Origin of the sequence: Streptoverticillium reticulum (genome assembly GCF_047456005.1) — a bacterium.
In the GTDB taxonomy this organism is placed as follows: domain Bacteria; phylum Actinomycetota; class Actinomycetes; order Streptomycetales; family Streptomycetaceae; genus Streptomyces; species Streptomyces reticulum.
On record NZ_CP179755.1, the window covers coordinates 279014 to 302445 of the forward strand.

The following is a 23432-nucleotide window of genomic DNA, read 5'->3' on the forward strand; positions in this document are numbered from 1 at the left end:
GGGGTGGGTCAGTGCAGCGGGCAGCCCTTGGGCATCTTGGCGAAGTCGAGGAATGCGTACCCGATGGGACCGCCCTGTGTCTTCGACTTCAGTTGCGGGGCCCAGCTGTTCGGCTGCACGATTTCCTCGTAGATGCCGGCGGAGTCGGGAAGCTTGGGACGGGCGCGGTCGAGTGTGCCCAGTTCTGTGATCCGGCTGCCGTCGGCCCAGTCGTAGAAGTCCACGGACGGGCCCTGCGGGCTCATCGTCATCCGGGCTTCGGTGCCCGCACCGATGTCCTCGTGCTTGACCACGGTGCACTGCTTGATGACCGTTGCCTTGTCCACCGAACAGCCCTTGGGCAGCCGGGGGAAGTCGACGAGGCCGTACAGGCCGTCATTGCCGCCCTGGGTCTTGGTGAGCAGTTGCGGGGTCGAGCCGTACGGGTTGAGGATCTCCTCGTCGATGCCCGCGTCCTGCGGCAGCGCGGGACGGCTGCGGTCGAGCGTGCCGAGTCTGGTGATCGGGCCGTCGACCGGGTCGAGGAAGGTGACCGACGGGCCCTGGGGGCTCATCGTCATCCGGATGCCGAGGCCTGCGCCGACGCTGCTGTTCTTGACCACCGTGCACTGGTCGGCTGAGGGTGCGGCCGACGACACGGCGCGGGCGTCGCGGGACGCGGCCGCGAACGCGGCGGTCGGAGCGAGGGCGGAACCGGCGAGGACGGCGACGGCTAAGCCGGTACGGAGGGTGTGACTGCGACGCATGGCAACTCCTGCAGAGGAAAGTGCTGGTGGAGAAGAACATTCCGGCACCGACCGCCGTGGTCCGGCCCGGACCGGGGTGGCTTAGTGGTGCATGAGTGAATCTATGCGGATTCGTGCGGCGGATTAATTCGCTCCACGTCGCAGAAACGTCACAGCTCCCCCACCCGGAGCCCGAACCACCCGCACCGCTTGAGTTGGACAAGGCGGGAAGGGCCGGCACCGGCGGCTGTCCCGGTAGCCGTTCCCCCGCCCGGCGGCGTGACGGGCTCATCCGCAAGAGCCCCAAAAAAATCGGACGGCGATGTCGAGAACCCGCGCCCGGCTCCGTCCCAGGGGTGAACGCGGCCACAATGGGCGCACCAGCACCGAGGAGAACCACCATGGCGAAGTACCTGCTGCTGAAGCACTACCGCGGCGCCCCGCAGGCGGTGAACTGCGTGCCGATGGACCAGTGGACGCCCGAGGAGATCACGGCCCATGTGCAGTACATGAACGATTTCGCGGCCCGCCTGGAGAAGACCGGCGAATTCGTCGACGGTCAGGCGCTCGCCCCCGAGGGAGCGTGGGTCCGCTACGACGGCGAGGGGCGCCCGCCGGTCACCGACGGGCCGTTCGCCGAGACCAAGGACCTCATCGCCGGCTTCATGGTGATCGACGTCGACAGCTACGAGCGGGCCGTCGAGGTGGCCGGGGAGCTGTCGGCCGCGCCGGGGGCGGGCGGGAAGCCGATCCACGAGTGGCTGGAGGTGCGCCCGTTCCTGGCCGCGCCGCCCACCATCACGGAGTGACCGCATCGATGAACGAGGCCCTGCTCAGGAGCCTCACGCCGGGCGCGCTCACCGTCCTCGTCCGCCGCGGAGCCGACTTCGCGGCGGCCGAGGACGCCGTGCAGGACGCGCTGGTCGAGGCTCTGCGCGTCTGGCCGACCGCCCCTCCGCGGGATGCCAAGGGCTGGCTGGTCACCGTGGCCTGGCGCAAGTTCCTCGACGCGACGCGCGCCGACGCCGCCCGCCGTCGGCGTGAGGACCGCGTCGAGGAGGAGCCGGCGCCCGGGCCGGCGCCCGCGGTGGACGACACACTCCAGCTCTACTTCCTGTGCGCGCACCCGTCGTTGACACCGGCGTCCGCGGTCGCGCTCACGCTGCGCGCCGTCGGCGGGCTGACCACGCGCCAGATCGCCCAGGCCTACCTGGTGCCCGAGGCGACGATGGCGCAACGCATCAGCCGGGCCAAGCGCACCGTGGCCGGCGTGCGCCTCGACCGGCCCGGCGATGTCGCCACCGTGCTGCGCGTCCTGTACCTGGTCTTCAACGAGGGCTACTCCGGCGACGTCGACCTCGCCGCCGAGGCCATCCGGCTCACCCGGCAGCTCGCGGCCGCCGTCGACCACCCCGAGGTGGCGGGGCTGCTCGCCCTCATGCTGCTCCACCACGCCCGGCGCGCCGCCCGGACCGCGTCCGACGGCAGCCTGGTGCCGCTCGCCGAGCAGGACCGCGGCCGGTGGGACACCGCGTTGATCGCCGAGGGCATCGGGATCCTGCAGGCGGCCCTCGCCCGCGACCGGCTGGGCGAGTTCCAGGCCCAGGCCGCCATCGCGGCACTCCATGCCGACGCGCCCACCGCTGAGGAGACCGACTGGGTGCAGATCGTCGAGTGGTACGACGAGCTCATGCGCCTGACCGACAGCCCGGTCGTCCGGCTCAACCGCGCCGTCGCCGTCGGGGAGGCCGACGGTCCGCGCGCCGGCCTGGCGGCGCTCGCCGAGCTGGACGCCTCTTCCCCAAGCTCTCGGCTTCGCTCGAGCAGGGGAGACCCCATTCCCCGCCACACCGCGGTGGCGGCGTACCTCCACGAGCGCGACGGCGACCTGGCGACGGCGGCACGGCTGTACGCCGAGGCGGCCCACAAGGCACCCAACCTCGCCGAGCGCGACCATCTGACCCGCCAGGCCGCCCGGCTCAACGCCCGCCGGTGTCGCTGACGGGTCGCGCAAGACCAGTGGCGCCTACGATCCACGGGTGATGACCGCCATGCCCGCGTGGCGTGAGGTCTGCATGCTCATCGCCCGTGAGCTGGGAGAGCGGGTGTCCGACGCCCGGCCGCTCACGCCCGCCCGGCCGGCGACGGGCGGTCGCCGGCACCGGACTCGGAAAGGAGAGCCTCTAGGCTGGTCGGCCTCCGGCACGTTCCCACTGGGCCTCGTCCCATTCCACGTATTCGATCTGGACGCCACCCGGCAGCTTGGCCGTCAGGTTCCTGCCCGTGGGAACGGCCTGCGGACCGCGCACGATCTGCGCTCCGGACCGGTTGAGCAGCGCCCGGCACTCGTCGAGGTCATCGATGATGAGCGTGGCCACTGTCGCCCTGTAGGGCTCCAGTGTTCGCTCATCGCCCGCCACCACCAAAACGCGGCCGACCGTGGCCAACTCCAAGCCGTCCGGCGTCGTGAAGCGGGTGCTGATCGGCTCACCCGTCACCGTGGTGAGTGGTGCCAGCACCGCATCCAGGTCGTCGGCGTAGGCGCGGGCGTAGGTACGGAAGATACGCATGATCGTCAACAAGGCGTCAAGAGATACGGATATTCCCCTCGCCGCAGGCGGGCCACCGGCGGGGCGCGACCGGGACACCGCGCTGCTCCGGCACCAACACGTGGACGCGAGCCCCGTGCACAACCGCTGCACAGCTGCGCGCAGCCCGATACACGGCCGCTACCCGGCGGCCGGGGTCCCGATACGTTCCCCGGACATCCTCCGACGTGCGCCTTTCCGCACTGGAATCCGCACTGGAATCCGCACTCGAAGAGGAGTCCCCCGTGACCACCACACCCGGTGACCTGCTCGCGCTGCACCCGGCGACCGGGATCGCAGCCGCCACCACCGACCTGTCGAAGGTCTACGGCAGTGGCGAGACCCGTGTCGTCGCCCTGGACCGGGTCAGCATCTCCTTCCGGGAGGGCGAGTTCACCGCGATCATGGGCCCCTCCGGCTGCGGCAAGTCCACCCTGATGCACTGCGTCGCCGGGCTCGACTCGTTCGACTCGGGCTCCGTCCGCATCGGCACCACGGAACTGGGCACGCTCGACGACCGGCAGCTCACCGCGCTGCGCCGGGACCGGATCGGCTTCGTCTTCCAGGCGTTCAACCTGCTGCCGACGCTGACCGCGCTGGAGAACATCACGCTGCCGATGACCGTCGCGGGCCGCCGGCCCGACCCGCAGTGGCTGGACCAGGTGGTCTCCATGGTCGGCCTCTCCGGGCGCCTCGACCACCGGCCCGGGCAGCTGTCCGGCGGTCAGCAGCAGCGCGTCGCCGTGGCCCGCGCCCTGGTCGCCCGCCCCGCGATCGTCTTCGGTGACGAGCCGACCGGAAACCTCGACTCGCGTGCCGGGGCCGAGGTCCTGGGCTTCCTGCACGACTCGGTGCGCGAGATGGGCCAGACCGTGGTCATGGTCACCCACGACCCGGTCGCCGCCGGGTACGCGGACCGCGTGGTCTTCCTCGCCGACGGCCGTCTCGTCGACGAGATGGTGCACCCCACTCCGGACCGGGTCCTGGACCTCATGAAGTCCTTCGACGCCCGCTCGCGCACCAGCTGACCGCCGTCAGCCGACCGCCGTCGCCCCCGCACCGACCCAGCCGCCCGCTCGCGTCCGCCGAGCCCGCCTCCCAGGATCCGCCACCGTCATGTTCCGCACCGCCCTGCGCAATGTCCTTGCGTACAAGGCCCGCCTGTTGATGACCGCGCTCGCGGTCGTGCTCGGCGTCGCCTTCCTCTCCGGCAGTCTCGTCTTCGGCGACAGCCTGTCCCAGGCGGCCGCCGCCAAGGCGACCGACGGCTACACGCGCATCGCCGTCAGTGTCTCCCCCGATGCCCCGCCCGGCGGCGAGGCCCGGCAGGCCGGCATCGACGCCCGCACGGCCACCGGCCTGGCCAAGGTGCCCGGTGTCGCCGTCGCCGCGGGCCGGGTCGACGGCTTCGCCGCCGTCGCCGACCGCGACGGCGGGCTGATCGGCCACGGCTCGTCCCATCAGGGCGGCAACTTCGCACCGGGAGCGGACGGGAAGGACCCCGCCTACCGCTTCGTCCAGGGCTCCGGCCCGGTCAAGGACGGCGCGGTCGCCCTCGACGAGAACACCGCCCGGCAGGGCGGCTACCGCACCGGCGACACCGTCCGCGTCGCCACCGGCAAGGGCGCCGCCACGTACACCCTCAGCGGAGTGTTCCGCACCGACGGAACCCGGCTCCCCTCCGGCGGCAGCCTGGTGCTGTTCACCAGCTCCACCGCCCAGCAACTCTTCCTCGAACCGGGCACGTTCCGCAGCATCGAGCTCACCGCCGCCCCCGGCACCTCCCCGCAGCAGCTCATCGAGCGCGTCCAGCCACAGCTGCCCAAGGGCACGAGCGCCGTCACCGGGGCCCGGCTCGCCCAGATCCAGAAGAACCTCGCCACCAGCAACAGCGACACCATGAGCCAGATCCTGCTCGGCTTCGCCGCGGTCGCCCTGTTCGTCGCCGCCTTCCTCATCTCCAACACCTTCTCCATGCTCGTCGGCCGCCGCACCAGGGAGCTGGCCCTCCTGCGGGCCGTCGGCGCCTCGCGCCAGCAGGTGCGCAGCATCCTGCTGGCCGAGTCCGTCCTGATCGGCGCGGGCGCCTCCGCGGTCGGCCTCGCCGTCGGCACCGCGGTCGCCGCCCTGCTGCGGACCTTCCTCGCCTCCGCCGACTCCCCGTCGGGACCGCTGGTCGTCTCCCCCGTCACCGTGATCGGCTCTCTCCTCGCCGGAACAGTTCTGACCGTGATCGCCGCGTGGCTGCCGGTCCGCCGGGCCATGGCCATCCCGCCCGTCGCCGCGCTGGGCACCGCCGAGCCCACGGCTCCCGCTCGCGCCGGCTCCCTGCGCACCGGCCTCGGCGCCGCGCTCGCGCTGACCGGCACGGCCGCCGTCGTGTACGGAGCCCTCACCACGGGGAAGGATGCCCGGACCGTCATCGGCCTCGGTGCGGTCCTCGCCCTGACCGGCGCGATCGTCCTCATCCCGCTGCTGTCCCGGCCGTTCGTCGCCCTGCTCCAGCCGCTGCTCACCCGCCTCCAGCCGGTGCACGGCACCCTCGCCGCCCGCAACACCGTGCGCGACCCGCGCCGCACCGGCGCCACCGCCGCGGCCCTCGCGATCGCCCTCACCCTCGCCTCGGGCCTCTCCGTCCTCGGCGCCTCCGCCACCCAGTACCTCGACCGCGCGACCACGCACGACTTCACCGCCGGCTACCTGGTCAAGGCCGCCTCCGGCGGCATGCAGCTGACCCCCGGCACGGCGGCGGACCTCGCGAAGAAGCTGCCCCGCTCCGCGGTCAGCCCGCTCAACCAGTCCACCCAGTACCGCCTGGCGGGCAGCAGCTCCGTGCTGACAGGCGTCGACCCCGCGGTGATCGGCCGGCTGCTGCGCTACGACGTCATCGCGGGCTCGCTCGACAGCCTCGCCCAAGGCCGCATCGCCGTCGCCGACTTCAAGGCCAAGGAGGCCGGCTGGCACCTCGGCCAGACCCTCCCCCTGGAGCGCCTCGACGGCCGGCATGGCAGCGTCACCATCGGTGCCATCTACCGCGCGGACCCGCAGAGCAACCTGATGCCCAGCATCACCGCGCCCGACTCACTCGTCGCCCGCTACGACCGCACCCCGCACACCGCGGCGATCCTCGTCGCCCCGGACGGCGGCCCCGGCCAGGCCGCGCGCCGCTCGGTCGTCCACGCCCTCGGAGACAACCCGGCCCTGGCCGTCCTCGACCGGGAGGGCGTCAAGGCCGAGTACAGCGGGGGCATCGGCGGCCAGCTCGACGTCTTCTACGCCCTGCTGGGCATGGCCCTGGTGATCGCCGCCCTCGGCATCGCCAACACCCTCGCGATGTCCGTCCTCGAACGCCGCAAGGAGCTCGGCACCCTGCGCGCCCTCGGCCTCGACCGCGCCGGAGTGACCCGCATGGTCCGCCTGGAGGCCCTGCTCGTCGGCGCGCTCGGCGCGAGCGTCGGCACGGTCCTGGGCGTCTTCCTCGGCTGGGCGCTCGGCCGCACCCTCCAAGAGAGCGTCGAGGGCTATGCGTTGGTCATTCCGTGGGGGCGGCTCGCCCTCGGCATCCTGATCGCCCTGGCGGGGGCGCTGCTCGCCTCGCTCTGGCCCGCCCGCAGGGCCGCCCGCGTGGACATTCCGGCCGCGACGTCGGCGCAGTAGGTCTCCCGAAAACAGCCATCGGCCGGGCGCGACAAGCGGCGCCCGGCCGATGCGGTGTGTCCTACCAGTTGCCGCCCCAGTCGGCGTGCGTTCCCTCGGGGCAGGTCAGCCGGAAGTCCCACTGTCCCGAGAAGGTCTCGGGGAACAGGTGATGGCCGTCCGTGCAGTCCACGTACACGCGGTACGAGGTGCCGTTGCACGTCGTGAAGGCCTTGCGGCCGCCGTCCGTCCGGCCGTTCCAGCACTTCGCGGCCACATCGCGATCGGCAGAGCTCGATGCAGGCTGAACCGGGGTGTTCGGGGGGACCTGCGTCACTCCGGCCGTGCTGTTCTTGCTCTGCCCGTCGGTGCCGACCGCATGGGCTTCGGCTGCGTTGTGCGCCGGGTCGGCACCGGCTGTTGCGGCGAGGCCGGCGACCGCCGTGACGGTGACCGCTGCGGCAACTGCGGCGTTCCTCAGGAACGTCACGTTTTCCTCCGAGTGATGGATGTCGAGGTGGGTTCGAGATTGTTCTCGCCCTTTCAACGCCATCGTGGGCGGTTTCGCCTCTAGAGGAAGTTGGTGATGTTTTGGGGAGCGCGTGGGAAGAAACGTCACCAACAGGGCATGTGTGACGGCGCAGTTGTCATGCGCTCCCGCGAACGTGTGGTCAGCACTGATCAGTTGCCCCTCCGGGCGAGGTACACGACCCGCCCCGGAGGGGTCCCGTTCCCGCACGAAGCCCGCGCTACGAGGCCTCGTCGCCCTTGGCCCACAGGGAGCGGACGTGCCCCAGGTGGCGGGCCATGCACTTCTCCGCCTTCTTCGCGTCGCCCGTCAGCATCAGGTCGAGGAGCTCCAGGTGCTCCTCGGCCGAGGGGATCAGCTCGCCGTTCTCGTCCAGGCCGGTGAGCCCGTACAGGCGGGAGCGCTTGCGGAGGTCGCTGACGGTCTCGACGAGCCGTTCGTTGCCGGAGAGCGCCAGCAGCGAGAGGTGGAACTGGCGGTCGGCCTCCAGGTAGCCGATGAGGTCGTGCTCGCGGGCGGCACGGACGATCTCCTCGGCGACCGGGCGCAGCGCCTCCAGCTGTTCGCGGGTGGCGGTGCGGGTGACCCGGCCGACCATGGGGATCTCGATCAGGGCGCGGATCTCGGTGTACTGGTCGAGGTCGCGCTCGTTGACCTCGGTGACGCGGAAGCCCTTGTTGCGGACCGGCTCGACCAGGCCCTCCCGGACCAGGTCGAGCATGGCCTCGCGCACGGGGGTGGCGGAGATGCCGAAGTCCTCGGCGAGGCCGGGCGCCGAGTAGATCTGGCCCGGGCGCAGTTCACCGGATATCAGGGCGGCCCGCAGGGCGTGGGCGACCTGGTCGCGCAGCCGTTCCCGATGGGCGTTCAGGTCGCGGTGTTTCAGATGCCCCATGGCAGTGTCATCCCTTCGGCCGCAGCGGGTGATCACTGTACAATGTCACGTTGTTCTTGCAGGTGACAGGGTGTAGGTGCGGCTGGAGGCGTAGAACTCCAGGGCGGCGCGGCCCTGTTCGCGGGGGCCGTGGCCGGAGGACTTGGTGCCGCCGAAGGGCAGGTGGAAGTCGACGCCGGTGGTCGGGGCGTTGATGCGGATCATCCCGGTGTCGAGGCGGTCGAGCCCGTGCAGCGCGGTGTCCAGGTCCGCGGTGTGGACCGAGGTGACCAGGCCGTACGGAACGGAGTTGCTGATCCGCACCGCTTCGGCCAGGTCGTCGGCGGGCAGCAGGGCCGCGACGGGCCCGAAGACCTCTTCGTGCAGCAGCCGGTGGCCGGGCGGCACCTTCTCCACCAGGACGGGGGCCGCGTACCAGCCCGGGCCGTCCGGCACGGAGCCGCCGGCCAGCACGACCGACCCGCGGCAGGCCTCCTCGACGTCGTCGCGGGCCCGTTCGCCGATGAGCGGTCCGCACACGGTGGCCGCATCGGCCGGGTCGCCGACGGGGACCGCCCGCAGTGCTTCGGCGAGCGCCTCGCGCAGCGGCGCGAGGGCGGTGCCGACCGCGACGACGCGGCCGGTGGCGGTGCACTTCTGGCCCGCGTACCCGGCGACGGCGGCGGCGATGTGGGCGGCGGCCTGCGCGATGTCGGCGTCGGGCAGGACGATGGCGGCGTTGAGGCCGCCCATCTCGGCCTGCGCCGGGATCCCGCGGGCCGTGGCCCGTGCCGCCACGGCCCGGCCGACGGCCGTCGAGCCGGTGAAGGAGACGACGTCGGCGGCGGAGACCAGGGCGTTGCCCTCGGCGGCACCGCCGGGCAGCACGGTGAAGACGTCTTCGGGCACGGCCTGTTGCACGATGGCGGCCAGCCTCAGGGCACAGGCGGTGGCCTCGGGGGCGGGTTTGAGCACGACCGCGTTGCCCGCGGCGAGTGCGGGGGCGGCCTTCCAGCTGGGGATGGCGAAGGGGAAGTTCCAGGGGGTGACGAGCCCGGCGACCCCGTGCGGGCGGCGTCGGGTGAGCAGCAGTCCGGCGCCCGCGGCGGTTTCGTGGACGGCACCGGCGGGTTCGTAGGGGGCCTGGGCGTAGTAGCGCCAGATCGCGGCGGTGCGGGCGACTTCGGCGCGGGCCTCGGCGATCGGCTTGCCGACCTCGCGCACGGCCAGCGCGGCCAGTTCGTCCGCGGCGGTCTCGATGCCGGCGGCCACCGCGGTGAGCGCGGCCGAGCGGGCGGCCGCGCCGGCGGCGGGCCAGCCGGGCTGGGCGGCGCGGGCCCGCGCTACGGCGTCCGCGACAGCGGCGGGCCCGGGGGCGGTGAACCGGAGGACCACGTCGGCGGGATCGGCGGGGTTGCGTGAGTCGAGCGTCATGGTCATAGGAGGAAGCCTCCGGGGAAGGGGTCGTCCGGGTCGAGGAAGTACTGGGCGGTGCCGGTGATCCAGGCGCGTCCGGTGACGGTGGGGACCACGGCCGGCAGTCCGCCGACCGTCGTCTCGCCGATGAGCCGGCCGGTGAACTGCGTGCCGATGAAGGACTCGTTGACGAAGTCGCGCCCCAGGGGCAGCCGGCCGCGTGCGTGCAGCTGGGCCATCCGGGCCGAGGTGCCGGTGCCGCACGGGGAGCGGTCGAACCAGCCGGGGTGGATGGCCATCGCGTGCCGCGAGTGGTCCTCGTCGGAGCCGGGGGCGGCCAGGTAGACATGTTTGACCCCGGTGATCGCGGGCTGTTCGGGGTGGACGGGCCGGTCGGGCGATGCGTTGATCGCGTCCATGACGGCGAGTCCGGCCGCCAGCAGGTCGTCCTTGCGGGCGCGGTCGAACGGCAGCCCCAGCGCGTCGAGTTCGACGAAGGCGTAGAAGTTGCCGCCGAAGGCGAGGTCGTAGGTCACCGTCCCGTACCCGGGCACCTCGGCCTTGCGGTCGAGGCCCACGCAGAACGCGGGCACGTTGGTGAACGTGACCGACTTCGCCGCGCCGCCCTGCACCCGGACGTCGACGGCCACCAGCCCGGCCGGGGTGTCCAGGCGCACGGTCGTCACCGGTTCGGTCACCTCCACCATGCCCGTCTCGACGAGGACGGTGGCGACGCCGATGGTGCCGTGCCCGCACATCGGGAGCACCCCGGAGACCTCGATGTAGAGGACGCCGACGTCGGCGTCGGGCCGGGTGGGCGGCTGGAGGATCGCGCCGCTCATGGCGGCGTGGCCGCGTGGTTCGTACATCAGGAGCGTGCGGAGGCGGTCGAGGTGCTCGATGAAGTGCAGCCGCCGCTCGGCCATCGTGGCGCCGGGGATCACCCCGACACCGCCGGTGATCACGCGGGTGGGCATGCCCTCGGTGTGGGAGTCGACGGCGTGGAAGACATGACGCGTCCGCATGGACGTCCTTTCGCGAGGAGAAGGTCGGGAGGGAGGTCAGCGGTGGCCGTCGGCGACGGCCTTCCCGGTGGCGGACCGCACCGCGGCCCGCGTCTCCCCCGCCAGGGCGGAGCGCGGCGGGCGGACGGGCCCGCCGTGGCGTCCGGCGATGTCCATGGAGAGCTTGACGGCCTGGACGAACTCGGTACGGGAGTCCCAGCGCAGCAGCGGGTGCAGGGACTTGTAGAGCGGGAGCGCGGTGGCGAGGTCGCCCGCGACGGCCGCGCGGTACAGCTCGGAGCAGGCGGCGGGGAAGGCGTTGGGGTAGCCGGCGACCCAGCCGACGGCGCCGGCCAGGGCGAGTTCGAGCAGGACGTCGTCGGCACCGATCAGCAGGTCCAGTTCCGGGGCCAGTTCGGCGAGTTCGTAGGCCCGGCGCACGTCGCCGCTGAACTCCTTGACGGCGGCTATGGTGCCGTCCTGGTGCAGCCGGGCGAGCAGGCCGGGGGTGAGGTCGACCTTGGTGTCGAAGGGGTTGTTGTACGCGACGACCGGCACTCCCGCCCCGGCGACCTCGGCGTAGTGGGCGCGTACGGCCCGTTCGTCGGCCCGGTAGGCGTTCGGGGGCAGCAGCAGGACCGAGCCGCAGCCCGCCTCGGCCGCCTGCTGTGCCCAGCGCCGGGACTCGGCGCTCCCGTAGGCGGCGACCCCGGGCATCACGCGGGCCCCGTCGCCGGCCGCGGCGACGGCGACCTCGACGACGCGGGCCCGTTCCGTGTCGGTGAGGGTCTGGTACTCGCCGAGCGAGCCGTTGGGGACGACGCCGTCGCAGCCGTTGGCGATCAGCCAACGGACGTGTTCGGCATAGGCGTCGTAGTCGACGGACAGGTCGTCGCGCAGGGGCAGGGCGGTGGCGACCATGATGCCGCGCCAGGGGCGGGCGCTGTTCCAGCCGGTGGGGGTCATCTCGATCCAGCCTCTCTGTTCAAGGGTGGGATGTCACTGATCGTCACCGAGGGCGGCGAGCGCCGACAGCGGTACGGGTACGGCGAACGGGCGCCGCTCGGTCGGGGGTTCGGGGTCGCCGTCGCGTGCGGCGAGGCAGGCCACGGCCGGACCGCACATCCGTCCCTGGCACCATCCCATGCCGGCCCGCGTGAGGAGCTTGACGGCCCGCGCGTCCCGCGCCCCGAGCCCGTCGACCGCCTCGCGGATGCGTCCGGCGGTGACCTCCTCGCAGCGGCACACGTCGGTGTCGTCGGTCAGCCACTGCCGCCATCCCGGGCCGGGGGCGTGGGCGGCGGCCATGGCGTCGGCGAAGGCGCGCATCCGGTCGCGACGGCGCCGGAGTTCCCGGATCCGGCTGCCGCGGGCACGGCCTGCGCCCAGCCGGGCGGCGACGGCGATGCCCGCCAGTTCGCCTTCCGTCAGGGCCAGGCGGACGCCGCCCACTCCCCCGGTCTCGCCCGCCGCCCACAGACCGCGCACCGAGGTCTCCTGGAAGCCGCCCAGGACGAGCGCCGAGGTGCCGTCCGCCGTCGTGCGGGTCGTGCAGCCGAGCGCCGTGGCCAGTTCGACCTGCGGGACCAGGCCGTGCCCGACGGCCAGCGCGTCGCAGCGGATCCGGCGGCCCGACCCCTGTACGGGCCGCCAGGTGCGGTCGAGCCGGGTCACGGTGACGGCCTCCACCCGGTCGGTTCCGTGCACTGCGGTGACCGCGCTGCGCGGCAGCAGCCGCACCCGGTGGCGCAGCAGCGCCGCGCCGTGGACGAGGGCCTCGGCGGCCTTCTGCGGGTTGGCGGCGAGGGCCCGGGGGTGCCGGGCGTACGCCAGGTATCCGGATGCCTCGACCAGGGCGGGCACCTGCGCGCCGGCCGCGGCCAGCGAGGAGGCGACCGCGAGCAGCAGGGGGCCGCTGCCGGCCACCACGATCCGGCGGCCGGGCAGCACGAGGCCGGATTTGAGCATGGCCTGTGCTCCCCCGGCGCTCACCACCCCGGGCACGGTCCAGCCGGGGAAGGGGAGTTGACGTTCGTACGCACCGGTGGCCAGCAGCACCGCGCGGGCCCGCACCCGCACCGGCTGCTCGTCGCAGCCGTCGGCGCCGGTGGCGCAGTGCACCGACCAGGCCGGTGCATCATCGCTGTCGCTATCGCTATCGTTCGTGATGCTCCACACGTGGTGCCCGGGCAGGTGCTGCGCAGCGCTCTCCGCCAGCCGGCTGCGCAGTTGGGCGTAGGCGGGCCAGTCGTGGTGCAGGGCCTCGGGCCGTGCTGCGCGGGTCTGGGGTGCGGGGTGCCGGTAGAACTGGCCGCCGGTGTGCGCGGAGGCGTCCAGCAGGGCGACGCGCAGGCCGAGTTCGGCGGCGGTGACGGCACCGGCGAGGCCGGCGGGTCCCGCGCCGACGACCGCCAGGTCGTACGGGTCGCGCAGGTCGCACGGTTCAGACTCCGAGGCGGTCATGACCGTGTCCTTCCTGGGTGGTGACCGCGTCGCCGGGGCGGGCGGGGACCAGGCAGGCCCGGCGGTTGGGGCTGCCGTTGACGGTGGCGAGGCAGTCGAAGCACTGGCCGATGCCGCAGAAGGCGCCGCGCGGGCGGCCGCCGTCGCGGGTGGTGCGCCAGGCCAGGATCCCGGCTCCCCACAGTGCGGCGGCGATGGACTGTCCGGGCACGGCGGTGACGCGGCGGCCGTCGAAGGTGATCTCGAACGGCGGATCGGGCTGCGCCCCGACGAGGTCGGCGGGGGTACGGGCCACCGGGGGCCTCCTCTCGGTGAGCACGGGTGAGCACGACAGAGAACGAAGGAAGTCAGGGAGTTCAGAAGCGGCCGGGGTCGAACGGGCCGATGTCCAGCGACGGTTCGCCGCCGGTGAGGCAGCGTGCGACGACGAGCCCGGTCGCCGGAGCGAGCCCGATGCCCGCGCCCTCGTGGCCGCACGCGTGCAGCAGGCCGGGGACGCGCGGGTCGGGGCCGATCGCGGGCAGGTGGTCCGGCAGGTACGGGCGGAAGCCGGTGTAGGCGCGCATGGCCCGTACCGTGCCGAGGACCGGGAAGAGGGCGGTGGCGCAGGCCGCGAGGCGTTGCAGGGCCTGCGGCGACAGGGTCCGGTCGAAGCCGACGCGTTCCCGGCTGGCGCCGATCAGGACCGGGCCGGCCGGGGTGCCCTCGACGACCGCCGAGGTCTGCAGGGCGGCGGAGTCGCTGGCCACGTCCGCGACGTAGTCGGCGGCGTACACCTTGTGCCGCACCACGCGCGGCAGGGGTTCGGTGACGAGGACGAATCCGCGGCGGGGCAGGACGGGGAGCTCCACGCCCGCGAGCCGGGCGAGTTCGCCGCCCCAGGTGCCGGCGGCGTTGACGACGTACGGCGCGTGGACGTCCCCGCGCGGCGTCCGTACGCCGCGCAGGGCGCCGTCGGTCCCGGTGAGCAGGCCGGTGACCTCCTCGCCGAGCCGCAGGCGGATCCGCTCGCCGGCCGCGCGCAGCAGGTGGGCGGTGGCGAGGGCCGGCATGACCTGGGCGTCCTGGGGGTAGTGGACGCCGCCCGCCAGGCCGGGGGCGAGGTGGGGTTCCAGGTCGTGGAGCCGGTCCGCCGGGATCTCCTCGGCGGTGACGCCCGCGGCGCGCTGCCGGTCCGCGAAGGTGCGCAGGGCGGCTGCTTCGGCTTCGTCCGCGGCGACGACGAGGCCGCCCTTGGGTTCGTACTCGATCCGCTCCGGCAGCGATGCGGCCAGTTCGGTCCACAACCGGGCGGAGAGCCGGGCGAGTTCCAGCTCGGGGCCCGGTTCCTTGTCGGAGACCAGGAGGTTGCCTTCACCGGCCCCGGTGGTGCCGCCCGCGACGGAGCCGCGGTCGATCACGGTGACGCGGAGGCCGGCGCGGGCGGCGTAGTGGGCGCATGCGGCTCCGACCATGCCGGCGCCGACGACGATGACGTCCGAGAGGTTTCCCGTTGGCACGCCAGTAATATTTCACATTGCACTGAGGTTGCCAAGGGGCCCGCTCGCCCCGCGTTCCCCTCAGCCGCCGAGCAGTTGGCCCATCCACTCCTCGACGGCGTCCGGCGTCCTCGGCAGGCCACCGGACAGCAGCCGGGCCCCCTCGGCGGTGATCACCAGGTCGTCCTCGATGCGCACCCCGATGCCGCGCAGCTCGGGCGGCAGGGTCTCGTCGTCGGGCTGGAGGTAGAGCCCGGGCTCGACGGTGAGCACCTGCCCCTCCTTCAGCACCCCGTCCAGGTAGGCCTCGGCGCGTGCCTGGGCGCAGTCGTGGACGTCCAGGCCGAGCATGTGGCCGCTGCTGCACAGCGTGTAGCGGCGGTGGAAGTCGCCTTCGGCGCTCTTCAGCACTCCCCATGCGGCGAGGCCCTCGGCGATGACGCGCATCCCGGCCCGGTGGAAGTCACGGAAGCTCGCACCCGGCCGCAGCGCGGCGATGCCCGCCTCCTGGGCGGCCAGCACGAGTTCGTAGACCTGCCGCTGGACCGGCGAGAAGCGGCCGGAGAGCGGAAGGGTGCGGGTGATGTCGGCGGTGTAGAGGCTGTCGGTCTCCACGCCCGCGTCCAGGAGCAGCAGCTCCCGCGGGTCGAGCGGACCGTCGTTGCGTATCCAGTGCAGGACGCAGGCATGGGCGCCGGAGGCAGCGATGGTCTCGTAGCCGGTGCCGTTCCCCTCGGCGCGGGCGCGCAGGCCGAAGACGCCCTCGATCCAGCGCTCGCCGCGCGGATGCGCGAGGGCACGCGGCAGGGCACGTACCACGTCCTCGAACCCTGCGGTGGTGTGGTCCACCGCCCGCTGCAGCTCGGCCACTTCCCACGCGTCCTTCACCAGTCTCAGTTCGCTGAGCACGCAGGCGATTTCGGCGTCGGCGGCCGCGCTCCGGCCCGGCGGGAGCCCGTCGAGGGCGACGCAGCGAATGCCGGTCATCCGCTCCGCCTCCACGAGGCCGGGGCGGCGCCCCACCCAGAACTCCCCGTAGCGGCGGTCCCGGTAGAAGCCCTCGTCCGTGCGCGGGGAGCGCGGCCGCACGTGCAGCACCGCTTCGTGACCATGTGGCCCGTCGGGTTCGAGGACCAGCACGTGTCCCGCCTGCTCCTCGCCGGCCAGGCCGGTGAGCCAGGTGTAGGCGCTGTGCGGGCGGAAGCGGTGGTCGCAGTCGTTGGAGCGCACCGTCAACTCCCCCGCCGGGACGAGGATCCGCTCCCCGGGGAAGCGCGCGGAGAGCCGGGCGCGGCGGGCCGGGGTGAGGGCGGCGACGGGCAGCCGGACGTCGTCGGCCGGCGGGGCGGCCTCCCACCCGGACGCCATGAAGGACGCGAGCTCGGGCGAGACGGGGAGGTCGTGACTGACCGTGCAGATCGGGGAAGTGGTGGCGGGTGACGCCGATTTGGGCATGACGCTCCTCGGACACAGGGTGGGTGAGGGTGGGGGGGGCTTGCCGGGATCCCGTCAATGCAATTTCACATTACTGTGTTACCGGTCACACGCCACCCATGCCAGCCGTGCCGGCCGTGTGACATTTCACAGAAGACCGTGGAGGCGCACCCCTGTCCGAACGCCCCGCCACTCCCTACCATCCGCGGCATGGACCTGGAGCTTCGGCACTTACGAGTGCTGTGTGCGATCGCCGACGCCGGGAGCGTCGGCCGGGCCGCGACGGGCCTGGGGTACTCCCAGCCGGCCATGAGCACACAACTCCGGCGGATCGAGCGGTTCTTCGGCGAGCCGCTGTTCGTGCGCAGGACGTCGGGTGTCGAGCTGACGCGGTACGGCGTGGAGGTGGTGGCCCAGGCCCGTGACGTCCTGGCCCGCGCGGCGGCGATCGGCCGCCGGCCGGCCGGGGGCACCGCGAGGGCGCGCCGGTCCTTGCGCCTGGCCGCGACCAACTCGCCGGTGCTGTCCGGCATGGTCATGCGGCTCCGGACGCTGCTGCCCGGCCTCGACGTCACGGTCAGCAGCGTGTACGCGTCCTCGGAGATCGTCGAACTCCTGGAGCACGGCGAGGTGGACGCGGCGATCGCGGCCGACTACCCCGGGCGGGAGTTGCGCCACTCCCCCGCGGTGGCGCACCGCGGGATCGTCACGGAGCCGTCCTTCGTCGCCCTGCCCGCGCACCACCGGCTGCGGCACTGCCCGGAGGTCGCGCTCGCCGACCTGGCCGACGACGCGTGGTTCCTGACGCCCGACGACGGGGCCGGCTGGCCCGGGGTGTTCTACGCGGCCTGCGGCTCGGCCGGGTTCACGCCGGTGGCGGTGCACGAGTTCCTGGGCGACCGGGTCGAGTTGCAGGACATGATCGCCGAGGGGCTCGGGGTGTCCGTCGTCCAGGCGACGCACCGGCCGGTCTCCGACGTCCTGGTCAAGCCGCTGGCCGGCACCCCGCTGTGGTGCCGCTACGTCCTGGCCTGGCGCCGGGAAGGCCTGGCCGACGAGGTCGCGGACACCCTCTTCGGCTCCGCCACCGCGGCGTACCGCGAACTCATCGCGCACTCGGCGCACTTCCGGGCGTGGGCGTCGCGGACGTGGAGCGTGGCCCGGATCTAGGGCGCGAGTCCAGGGCCTGTCCGATGGGCCGGTGCGGGCCCCGCGCCGTCCTGGGCCGGAGCAGCTGCTTCCGACAGCGGAAACCCTCGGTCCTGCGTCCGGAAATTCGGGGTTTCCGCTGTCGGAGTCACTCACTCCGCATGACCCCGGGGCGCGGGGCGGCTCGGACGTCTCGACGTTATGACGTGCGCATGCAATGTGCTATGTCACACCCCATTGCCCGGGCGTTCACGCGGTGGGACGGTGCCGCATACGCCTCAGTCACCTTCACCCGAGGCGCACCCCCCACGCCCCCCCACGAACCTCCCCCGAAGGAGTCTGGATGCTCCAGCGCTTCACCCTGCCCAGATGCGTGTCCGGCGGCCTGGCCGCCTGTGTCACGGTCGCCGGTCTGCTGGCGACCCCGGCACTTGCGGCAGCACCCCCGTCCGTCGCCGCAGCCGGGGCGCGGCCGGCGGCTTCCCCCGTACCGCCGACCGGATCGACGGCCGACGCCAACGACCGGGACACCGTGCAACGCCGACGGCTGTCCGTCGGCCAACTCCCGCCGCTCAGACCGGCCCGGACAACGGCGGCGACGCAGAAACCGCACGCCTCCGGCAAGCCCGCCGCAGCCTCCTGCACCCCGGCCGACTTCGGCAGCCGGTCCGGATCCGACCTGGCCGAGTTCGTGAAGGCCTCGTCCAAGGACTGCGTCAACACGCTGTTCGCCGTCACGGGCGCGGATGCGCACAACATCTTCCGCGAAGCCCAGATGGTGACGGTGGCCGAGGCCTTCGAGAGCGCGGCGGAGGCGTATTCCGGAGACGGCTCGACCGGCGCGCTGCAGCTGACGCTCTTCCTGCGCGCGGGCTATTACGTGCAGTTCAACCACGCCTCCGACGTCGGCTCCTACGGCCCGGACCTGGCGAAGGCGGCCGAGGCCGGCCTGGACGCCTTCTTCGCCAACGATCATTCGAGGGACGTCACTTCGGCGAACGGCGACACCCTGGGCGAAGTCCTCATCCTGACGGACAGCGCCGGCGAACAGGCCCGCTACTTGAACGTCTACAAGCAGGTGCTCGACGGGTACGACAGCTCCTACGATGCGATCCCCAGCATGCTGACAGCCGTCAACGACGTCTACACGCCCCTCTGGCGCGGCAACTGGAACACGGCCTACGTCAACGCGGTCACGGCCGACCCGAGCATCGTCGACACGCTCAAGACGTTCGCGGTCAACCACCTGGGGCTGCTGGGCACCGACCGTTCCTACCTGGACTCCAACGCCGGGATGAACGTCGCCCGTTACCTTGAGCACCCCGCCCTGCGGGACAAGGTCCGGCCGCTGGCGAAACAGTTGCTGGACGCCGCGAAGATCACCGGCCCGACCGCCCCGCTGTGGGTCACCGTCGCCTCCCAGGCCGACTACTACGACCAGACCAACTGCGGCTACTTCGGCACCTGCAACCTCCCGGACCGGCTGACCAAGGCCGCACTGCCCGTCACCCATTCCTGCGACTCGGCGCACACCATCAGCGCGCAGGCGCTGACCTCCGACGAGCTCGCCGCCACCTGCGCCAGCGTCCTGGGCCAGGACCCGTACTTCCACAGCCTCGTGAAGGACAGCGGCGCGATACCGGGCCAGTACGAATCCACCATCCGGCTCGTCGTGTTCGGCAGCCGCACCGACTACCAGACCTATGCCGGTGCGATCTTCGGCGTCGGCACCGACAACGGCGGCATCACACTGACCGGGGACCCGACGAGGGCCGACAACCGGCCCACGTCCATCATGTACCAGAAGGCCCAGGACGACGGCTTCACGGCCCGGATCTGGAACCTCAACCACGAGTACACGCACTACCTCGACGCCCGCTACGACATGAAGGGCGACTTCACCCAGCAGACGGCCGTCCCCGACGTCTGGTGGATCGAGGGCCTCGCCGAGTACGTCTCCTACGGCTACCGCGGCATCACGGACGACGGGGCGGTCGCCGAGGCCGGGAAGCACACCTACCGGCTGAGCACCCTGTTCCAGAACACCTACGCGAACAGCGACGTGACCCGCACCTACCCGTGGGGATACCTCGCGGTCCGCTACATGGCCGAGAAGCACCCGGCCGACCTCGACGCCATGCTCGCCAACTTCCGGACCGGCGACTACACCGGCGGCTACGCCGTCTACAACACCGGCATCAGCACCCGCTACGACGCCGACTTCGACAGCTGGCTCACCGCCTGCGCATCCGGCGCCTGCGCCGCCAAGGCGGGACCGACGGCGGACTTCGACACGAAGGTCTCGGGCCTGACCGTCGACCTGACCGACAAGTCCGCCGCCTCCGGCAACGGCCGTATCGCCGCACGGTCCTGGGACTTCGGCGACGGGACCTCGTCCGGGGAGTCCAACCCGAGCAAGACGTACGCCTCCGCGGGCACGTACACCGTGGCTCTCACCGTGACCGACGACAGCGGGCGCACCTCCACCGCCCGCAAGCAGGTCACGGTGGGCGGCGACGTGACCGCGTGCACGGACCGGGACACCCGCGTCCTGGGCAGGAACTGCTCCCGCACCGGCCGCTCGGCCACGGCGGGCAACCTGGACTACCTGTACCTCTACCTCCCGGCCGGCACGACGACCCTGACCGTCGCCACGACCGGCGGCACGGGCGACGCCTACCTCTACTACAACCCCGGCAACTGGGCGACGGACAAGGCCTATACGACGTCGTCCACCAAGTCCGGCACCGCCCAGACCATCACCGTCACGAACACGACGGCGGGCTACCGGTACATCAGCCTGTACGCCAAGACCTCGTTCAGCGGGGTCACGGTCACGACGCGGTACTGACGGCTGAACGCTGAGCACGATCGACCACGGCGGGTGCCCTGCGGGGTGCCCGCCGCGGGCCGTGCAGACAAAGACGGCGGCCTTGGCCGGACCGGGCCTCGGCCAGGCCGAACAGCGAGGTTCAGCAGCGCACTTCCCGGGTGGTGCTCATCCGCCGGAGTTGCCGTGCGGGATGCCGAGGATGATGTCGCCGGCGCGGGCGATGACCGGAGCACGGGTGGTGCCGGGGTGGTCGGCGGCGAGGAAGTGGCTGCCGATGGCCGTGCAGAAGGCGAGCAGGGCGCGGGCCTCGACCTCGTCGGGGTCGTCGCAGAAGGTGCCGATGGCGTCGCGCAGCAACTGAATGCGCTTGTTGTCCACGCGGCGCAGGCGCTCGGCGACGGTGCGGTCGCGGCGGGCCCAGTCGCGGACGGCCAGGTCGATGGGCAGCAGACGGTCGCTGGAGAAGGTGAGCTGACCGGCCCGGCGGGCCTTGTCCCGCACGTCGCCGCCCTCCCGCTCGACCTGGTCGATCACGTCGTCCACGCTCTCGCGCTCCCAGGTGTCCAGCATCTCGGCCAGCAGCGCGTCGCGGTCGGCGAAGTACCCGTAGAAGCCGCCCTTGGTCACCCCCAACGCCTTGGCGAGCGCCTCGACCCGCACCGCCTCCGCACCGCCCGCGGCCAGCGCCCGCAGTCCCTCCTCGACCCACTTCTCGCGTGGTGTGCGCAATGCGCCCATCTGTGGCTCACCTCACCCTGTCAGACCGTCAGACCTGTTGTACGGATCCGTACAACAGGTCTAACCTCGCGTTGTACGGCATCGTACAAGCTCGAGAGAGGCCACCGTCATGTCATTCGGTTTCGTTGCCTTCCACTACCCGGCCCCCGAACACGTCGACGAGTTCGTCGGCGAGTGCCACAAAGTCGCCGAGGCGCTGCGGCAGCAGCCGGGCTGCCTGTCCGTCGGGGTCTGGGTCACCCCGGACGGCGAGGCCGTCGTCACCAACGCCGCGTTCGAGTCCGAGGAGGCCTTCCGGGCGACGGCCGGTCTCGCCCGCGAGATGGGCGCGACGCCCGACGGCCTGAGCGACCTGGAGATCAGGCCCCGCGAGGTCCACTTCCTCGTGTCGCGGTAGTCACGGTAGTAGCGGTAGTCGCGGTAGAAACGCCGCGAAGGGCCGGCACTCGGCTTCGCCGCATCCCCCTCGGGCAGTGGTGCTCGGGAAGTGGCGCTCGGGAAGTGGTGCGAAGCGCTGGGTGCATGGCCGTCAGACCGCTCCCCGGCCGGTCAGGGCGAGCAGGGAATGGACATGGCCGGCGCGGGCCATCAGTGGCGCGTAGCGTTCGTCGGCGGCGATGCGGGCGCAGCGGTCCAGTTCCGCCAGCCGTCCCTCGACGGTGGCGATGTTCTCCCGCGTCTTGTCCAGGGAGGTGCGCAGGGCGTCCTGCTGCTTCCCGTTCCCGCCGAGCCAGGACGGCAGGCCGCCCCAATGCCGTTTGGCGCAGGCCTTCTCCAGGGCGCTCCGGGTGCGCCGGAGCCGGCCGAGCATCTCCTCCATGGTCTGCCGGTCGTGCTGCAGCCCGTCCGTGCCCTGCCGGGCGATACGGGAGTACACCGCCAGCGCACGCCCGGCGTCCTGCACGTCGGAGCGTGCGCGCTCGAGCGCGTCCGTCGCGTGGCCAGTGCCGGTCAGCCCGGTGATGCGGTCGGTCAGGAACTGTTCGGTGCGCCCGAGTTGGTCCTGTCGCACGGTGGCGATCCATGAGGTGTCCCGGTCCGGAGAACACCGCTGCGCGATGTGCAGTGCGCTGATCGCCCTGCGCCCCTCGGGAGAGTCGACTCCCTCCAGCTCCGCCTCGGCACGGGCCAGCCGCGGACGGAGCGCCCCGGCCTGTGCCTGGAGGTCCGCGAGGTCCCCGGCGGAATAGATCCAGTCGTAGAGCCAACGGACGACCGGAGGCCGCCGCTTGGCACGCTTGCGTGCCAGCCACTGCTCGGCTTCCTCCACGTCCGCCAGTTCCGCACGCAGCCCTGCGGCCCGCCGGTGGAAGCCGTCGATCTCGGCGACCGGATCCGCCGCGCGGGCCGCGGCCTGCTGGGCCCGGCTGTGCAGCACGGCCCGCAGCCGGCCGTCCTCCTGGCCGTGCGCCAACTGGTCGGCCAGCTGGTCCAGTTCCTGGCCGGTGCGGCCGATGAGCGAGGCGGCAAAGGCCGCACCGTCGTCGGCCGGACGCGGCCACGTGGTCCCGCCGCGGGGGACGGCGGGTTCGGCCGTCCGGGCCGGGCTCGTCCGGACTTCACCGACCGGCGTCGACCGCGGGGGCCGGGTGGGTTTCGGCACCGTCTGGTACAAGCGGGAGCCTCCATGGGGATGACCGGGCGAACAGGGAGAACGATCGCAGGGGCGGCGATCGCCTTGCAGTCCCGGAAAGTTGACTCCTTTGCCGTTTTGCCGTCATGAGGTGACTGCGTACGGGCGCAGTCCGGCCTCAGCCCCGTGCCGGGCAGGCACCCTCGTACCGGCTCGTACCGGCTCGTACCGGGCGAGGTCTCGGACGACGTCCGCCGCGCCGCTTCCCGCGCCTGCCGGCAGCGCCCGGACACGCCGAAGACGGAGCGGAAGGCCCGGTGCTCTCGACGACCGGCTCACAGGGTTGCATGCCGGACCCCCAGTCGCCCCGGATCAATGGTGCTCGTCCAGCTCCGTGAGCAGCGAGGGATTGACGATGCGCACGATGGTCTCGATGTCGTCCCGGTGCGCGGCCGGCCACAGCACTGTACGCGCGGCGCGGTACTTCGCCGCGAGGCGCTCCCGCTTCTCCCGCGGCAGCCGGGCGGCCCGTTCGGGGCGGGAGTTGTGCGCGTTGTCGGCGATCTTCACGAGTGTCGCCTGCGCGTCGCCGGTGATCCGCCGGATCTTCTCGGCGTAGGTCAGGCCCGTCTCGTTGGTCACCGCCTCGACGATCTGGACGGCCCGGGAGGGGACGCCGACGGCACGCAGACGCTCGGCGGTCCAGTCGGTGTCCTCGATGACGTCGTGCAGCAGTCCGGCCATGACGAGCTCGTCACCGAAGGGTGCGAGCCCCGCGGCAACCGCACGCACGTGCTCGACGTACGGCACGCCGGTCTTGTCGACCTGCCCGGTGTGCGCGTCATGCACCAGGGCCTCGACCTCGCGGACCGACTTCATGCTGTGCTCCTTCGTCGCGTGGGGTGCACGGTAGCCGGACCAGGACCCCGACCATGGCGGCGGCCCCGCCGCCCTGTGCACGATGACGACGCGGAGTTCGTCGAGCACTGGTG

The 23432-nt window shown here is 72.5% G+C and carries 21 protein-coding genes; 7 read left to right on the top strand and 14 right to left on the bottom strand.

Features of this window, described 5'->3' with window-relative positions:
• Positions 1-8 precede the first annotated feature (8 nt).
• Positions 9-746, bottom strand: coding sequence for a hypothetical protein (locus ACMATS_RS01325; RefSeq protein ID WP_414166534.1), 738 nt, complete (start codon positions 744-746; stop codon positions 9-11).
• Between the two features lie 380 nt (positions 747-1126).
• Between ACMATS_RS01325 and ACMATS_RS01330 the strand changes: the two genes are divergently transcribed.
• A complete protein-coding gene (locus ACMATS_RS01330) occupies positions 1127-1534 on the top strand; it encodes a YciI family protein (protein WP_414166535.1) in 408 nt (135 codons plus the stop codon).
• A gap of 8 nt (positions 1535-1542) precedes the next feature.
• A complete protein-coding gene (locus ACMATS_RS01335; RefSeq protein ID WP_414170631.1) occupies positions 1543-2727 on the top strand; it encodes an RNA polymerase sigma factor in 1185 nt (394 codons plus the stop codon).
• A 181-nt stretch (positions 2728-2908) separates the two neighbouring features.
• On the opposite strand, the gene ACMATS_RS01340 is transcribed toward ACMATS_RS01335, so the two are convergent.
• Positions 2909-3307, bottom strand: coding sequence for a hypothetical protein (locus ACMATS_RS01340; protein ID WP_414166536.1), 399 nt, complete (start codon positions 3305-3307; stop codon positions 2909-2911).
• 272 nt (positions 3308-3579) lie between these two features.
• Here ACMATS_RS01340 and ACMATS_RS01345 point away from each other — a divergent pair, with 272 nt between their 5' ends.
• Together ACMATS_RS01345 and ACMATS_RS01350 are read left to right on the top strand one after the other, a co-directional pair.
• Positions 3580-4341 carry an ABC transporter ATP-binding protein gene (locus ACMATS_RS01345; protein WP_414170632.1) on the top strand — a complete coding sequence of 254 codons (762 nt, stop codon included), beginning with the start codon at positions 3580-3582 and terminating at the stop codon, positions 4339-4341.
• Positions 4342-4429: 88 nt separating this feature from the next.
• Positions 4430-6970, top strand: a complete 2541-nt coding sequence (locus ACMATS_RS01350; protein WP_414166537.1) for an ABC transporter permease — start codon at positions 4430-4432, stop codon at positions 6968-6970.
• A gap of 61 nt (positions 6971-7031) precedes the next feature.
• On the opposite strand, the gene ACMATS_RS01355 is transcribed toward ACMATS_RS01350, so the two are convergent.
• The 9 genes from ACMATS_RS01355 to ACMATS_RS01395 form a co-directional block, all read right to left on the bottom strand.
• Positions 7032-7439, bottom strand: coding sequence for a hypothetical protein (locus tag ACMATS_RS01355; protein WP_390782188.1), 408 nt, complete (start codon positions 7437-7439; stop codon positions 7032-7034).
• Positions 7440-7698: 259 nt separating this feature from the next.
• Positions 7699-8373, bottom strand: coding sequence for a GntR family transcriptional regulator (locus ACMATS_RS01360; protein ID WP_391154936.1), 675 nt, complete (start codon positions 8371-8373; stop codon positions 7699-7701).
• A 45-nt stretch (positions 8374-8418) separates the two neighbouring features.
• Complete coding sequence (locus ACMATS_RS01365; protein WP_390782186.1) at positions 8419-9786, bottom strand: aldehyde dehydrogenase family protein; 1368 nt, start codon at positions 9784-9786, stop codon at positions 8419-8421.
• A gap of 2 nt (positions 9787-9788) precedes the next feature.
• Complete coding sequence (locus tag ACMATS_RS01370) at positions 9789-10793, bottom strand: proline racemase family protein (RefSeq protein WP_390782185.1); 1005 nt, start codon at positions 10791-10793, stop codon at positions 9789-9791.
• 36 nt (positions 10794-10829) lie between these two features.
• Positions 10830-11738 (bottom strand): dihydrodipicolinate synthase family protein, encoded by a 909-nt coding sequence (locus ACMATS_RS01375; protein WP_414166538.1) that lies wholly within the window; start codon positions 11736-11738, stop codon positions 10830-10832.
• A 33-nt stretch (positions 11739-11771) separates the two neighbouring features.
• Entirely contained in the window at positions 11772-13235 is a 1464-nt protein-coding gene (locus ACMATS_RS01380) for an FAD-dependent oxidoreductase (RefSeq protein ID WP_414166539.1), read from the bottom strand.
• Positions 13216-13530, bottom strand: a complete 315-nt coding sequence (locus ACMATS_RS01385) for a (2Fe-2S)-binding protein (RefSeq protein ID WP_390782182.1) — start codon at positions 13528-13530, stop codon at positions 13216-13218. Before ACMATS_RS01385 ends, ACMATS_RS01380 begins: the two co-directional genes overlap by 20 nt.
• Before the next feature lie 61 nt (positions 13531-13591).
• Entirely contained in the window at positions 13592-14734 is a 1143-nt protein-coding gene (locus ACMATS_RS01390; RefSeq protein WP_414166540.1) for an NAD(P)/FAD-dependent oxidoreductase, read from the bottom strand.
• 60 nt (positions 14735-14794) lie between these two features.
• The gene (locus tag ACMATS_RS01395; RefSeq protein WP_414166541.1) at positions 14795-16168 is read right to left on the bottom strand and encodes an aminopeptidase P family protein; all 1374 of its coding nucleotides are present in this window, start codon (positions 16166-16168) and stop codon (positions 14795-14797) included.
• Positions 16169-16357: 189 nt separating this feature from the next.
• Between ACMATS_RS01395 and ACMATS_RS01400 the strand changes: the two genes are divergently transcribed.
• Both ACMATS_RS01400 and ACMATS_RS01405 read left to right on the top strand, forming a co-directional pair.
• Positions 16358-17317, top strand: coding sequence for a LysR family transcriptional regulator (locus ACMATS_RS01400; protein WP_414166542.1), 960 nt, complete (start codon positions 16358-16360; stop codon positions 17315-17317).
• A gap of 322 nt (positions 17318-17639) precedes the next feature.
• Positions 17640-20147, top strand: coding sequence for a collagenase (locus tag ACMATS_RS01405; protein ID WP_414166543.1), 2508 nt, complete (start codon positions 17640-17642; stop codon positions 20145-20147).
• Between the two features lie 147 nt (positions 20148-20294).
• Here ACMATS_RS01405 and ACMATS_RS01410 read toward each other — a convergent pair whose 3' ends face one another.
• A complete protein-coding gene (locus ACMATS_RS01410) occupies positions 20295-20867 on the bottom strand; it encodes a TetR/AcrR family transcriptional regulator (RefSeq protein ID WP_390782177.1) in 573 nt (190 codons plus the stop codon).
• A 109-nt stretch (positions 20868-20976) separates the two neighbouring features.
• On the opposite strand from ACMATS_RS01410, the gene ACMATS_RS01415 reads away from it, so the two are divergent.
• Positions 20977-21264 carry a putative quinol monooxygenase gene (locus ACMATS_RS01415; RefSeq protein WP_390782176.1) on the top strand — a complete coding sequence of 96 codons (288 nt, stop codon included), beginning with the start codon at positions 20977-20979 and terminating at the stop codon, positions 21262-21264.
• Between the two features lie 132 nt (positions 21265-21396).
• Here the strand turns inward: ACMATS_RS01415 and ACMATS_RS01420 are convergent, their stop codons facing one another.
• Both ACMATS_RS01420 and ACMATS_RS01425 read right to left on the bottom strand, forming a co-directional pair.
• The gene (locus tag ACMATS_RS01420) at positions 21397-22482 is read right to left on the bottom strand and encodes a hypothetical protein (RefSeq protein WP_414166544.1); all 1086 of its coding nucleotides are present in this window, start codon (positions 22480-22482) and stop codon (positions 21397-21399) included.
• 330 nt (positions 22483-22812) lie between these two features.
• Complete coding sequence (locus ACMATS_RS01425) at positions 22813-23319, bottom strand: HD domain-containing protein (protein WP_414166545.1); 507 nt, start codon at positions 23317-23319, stop codon at positions 22813-22815.
• Positions 23320-23432 lie beyond the last annotated feature (113 nt).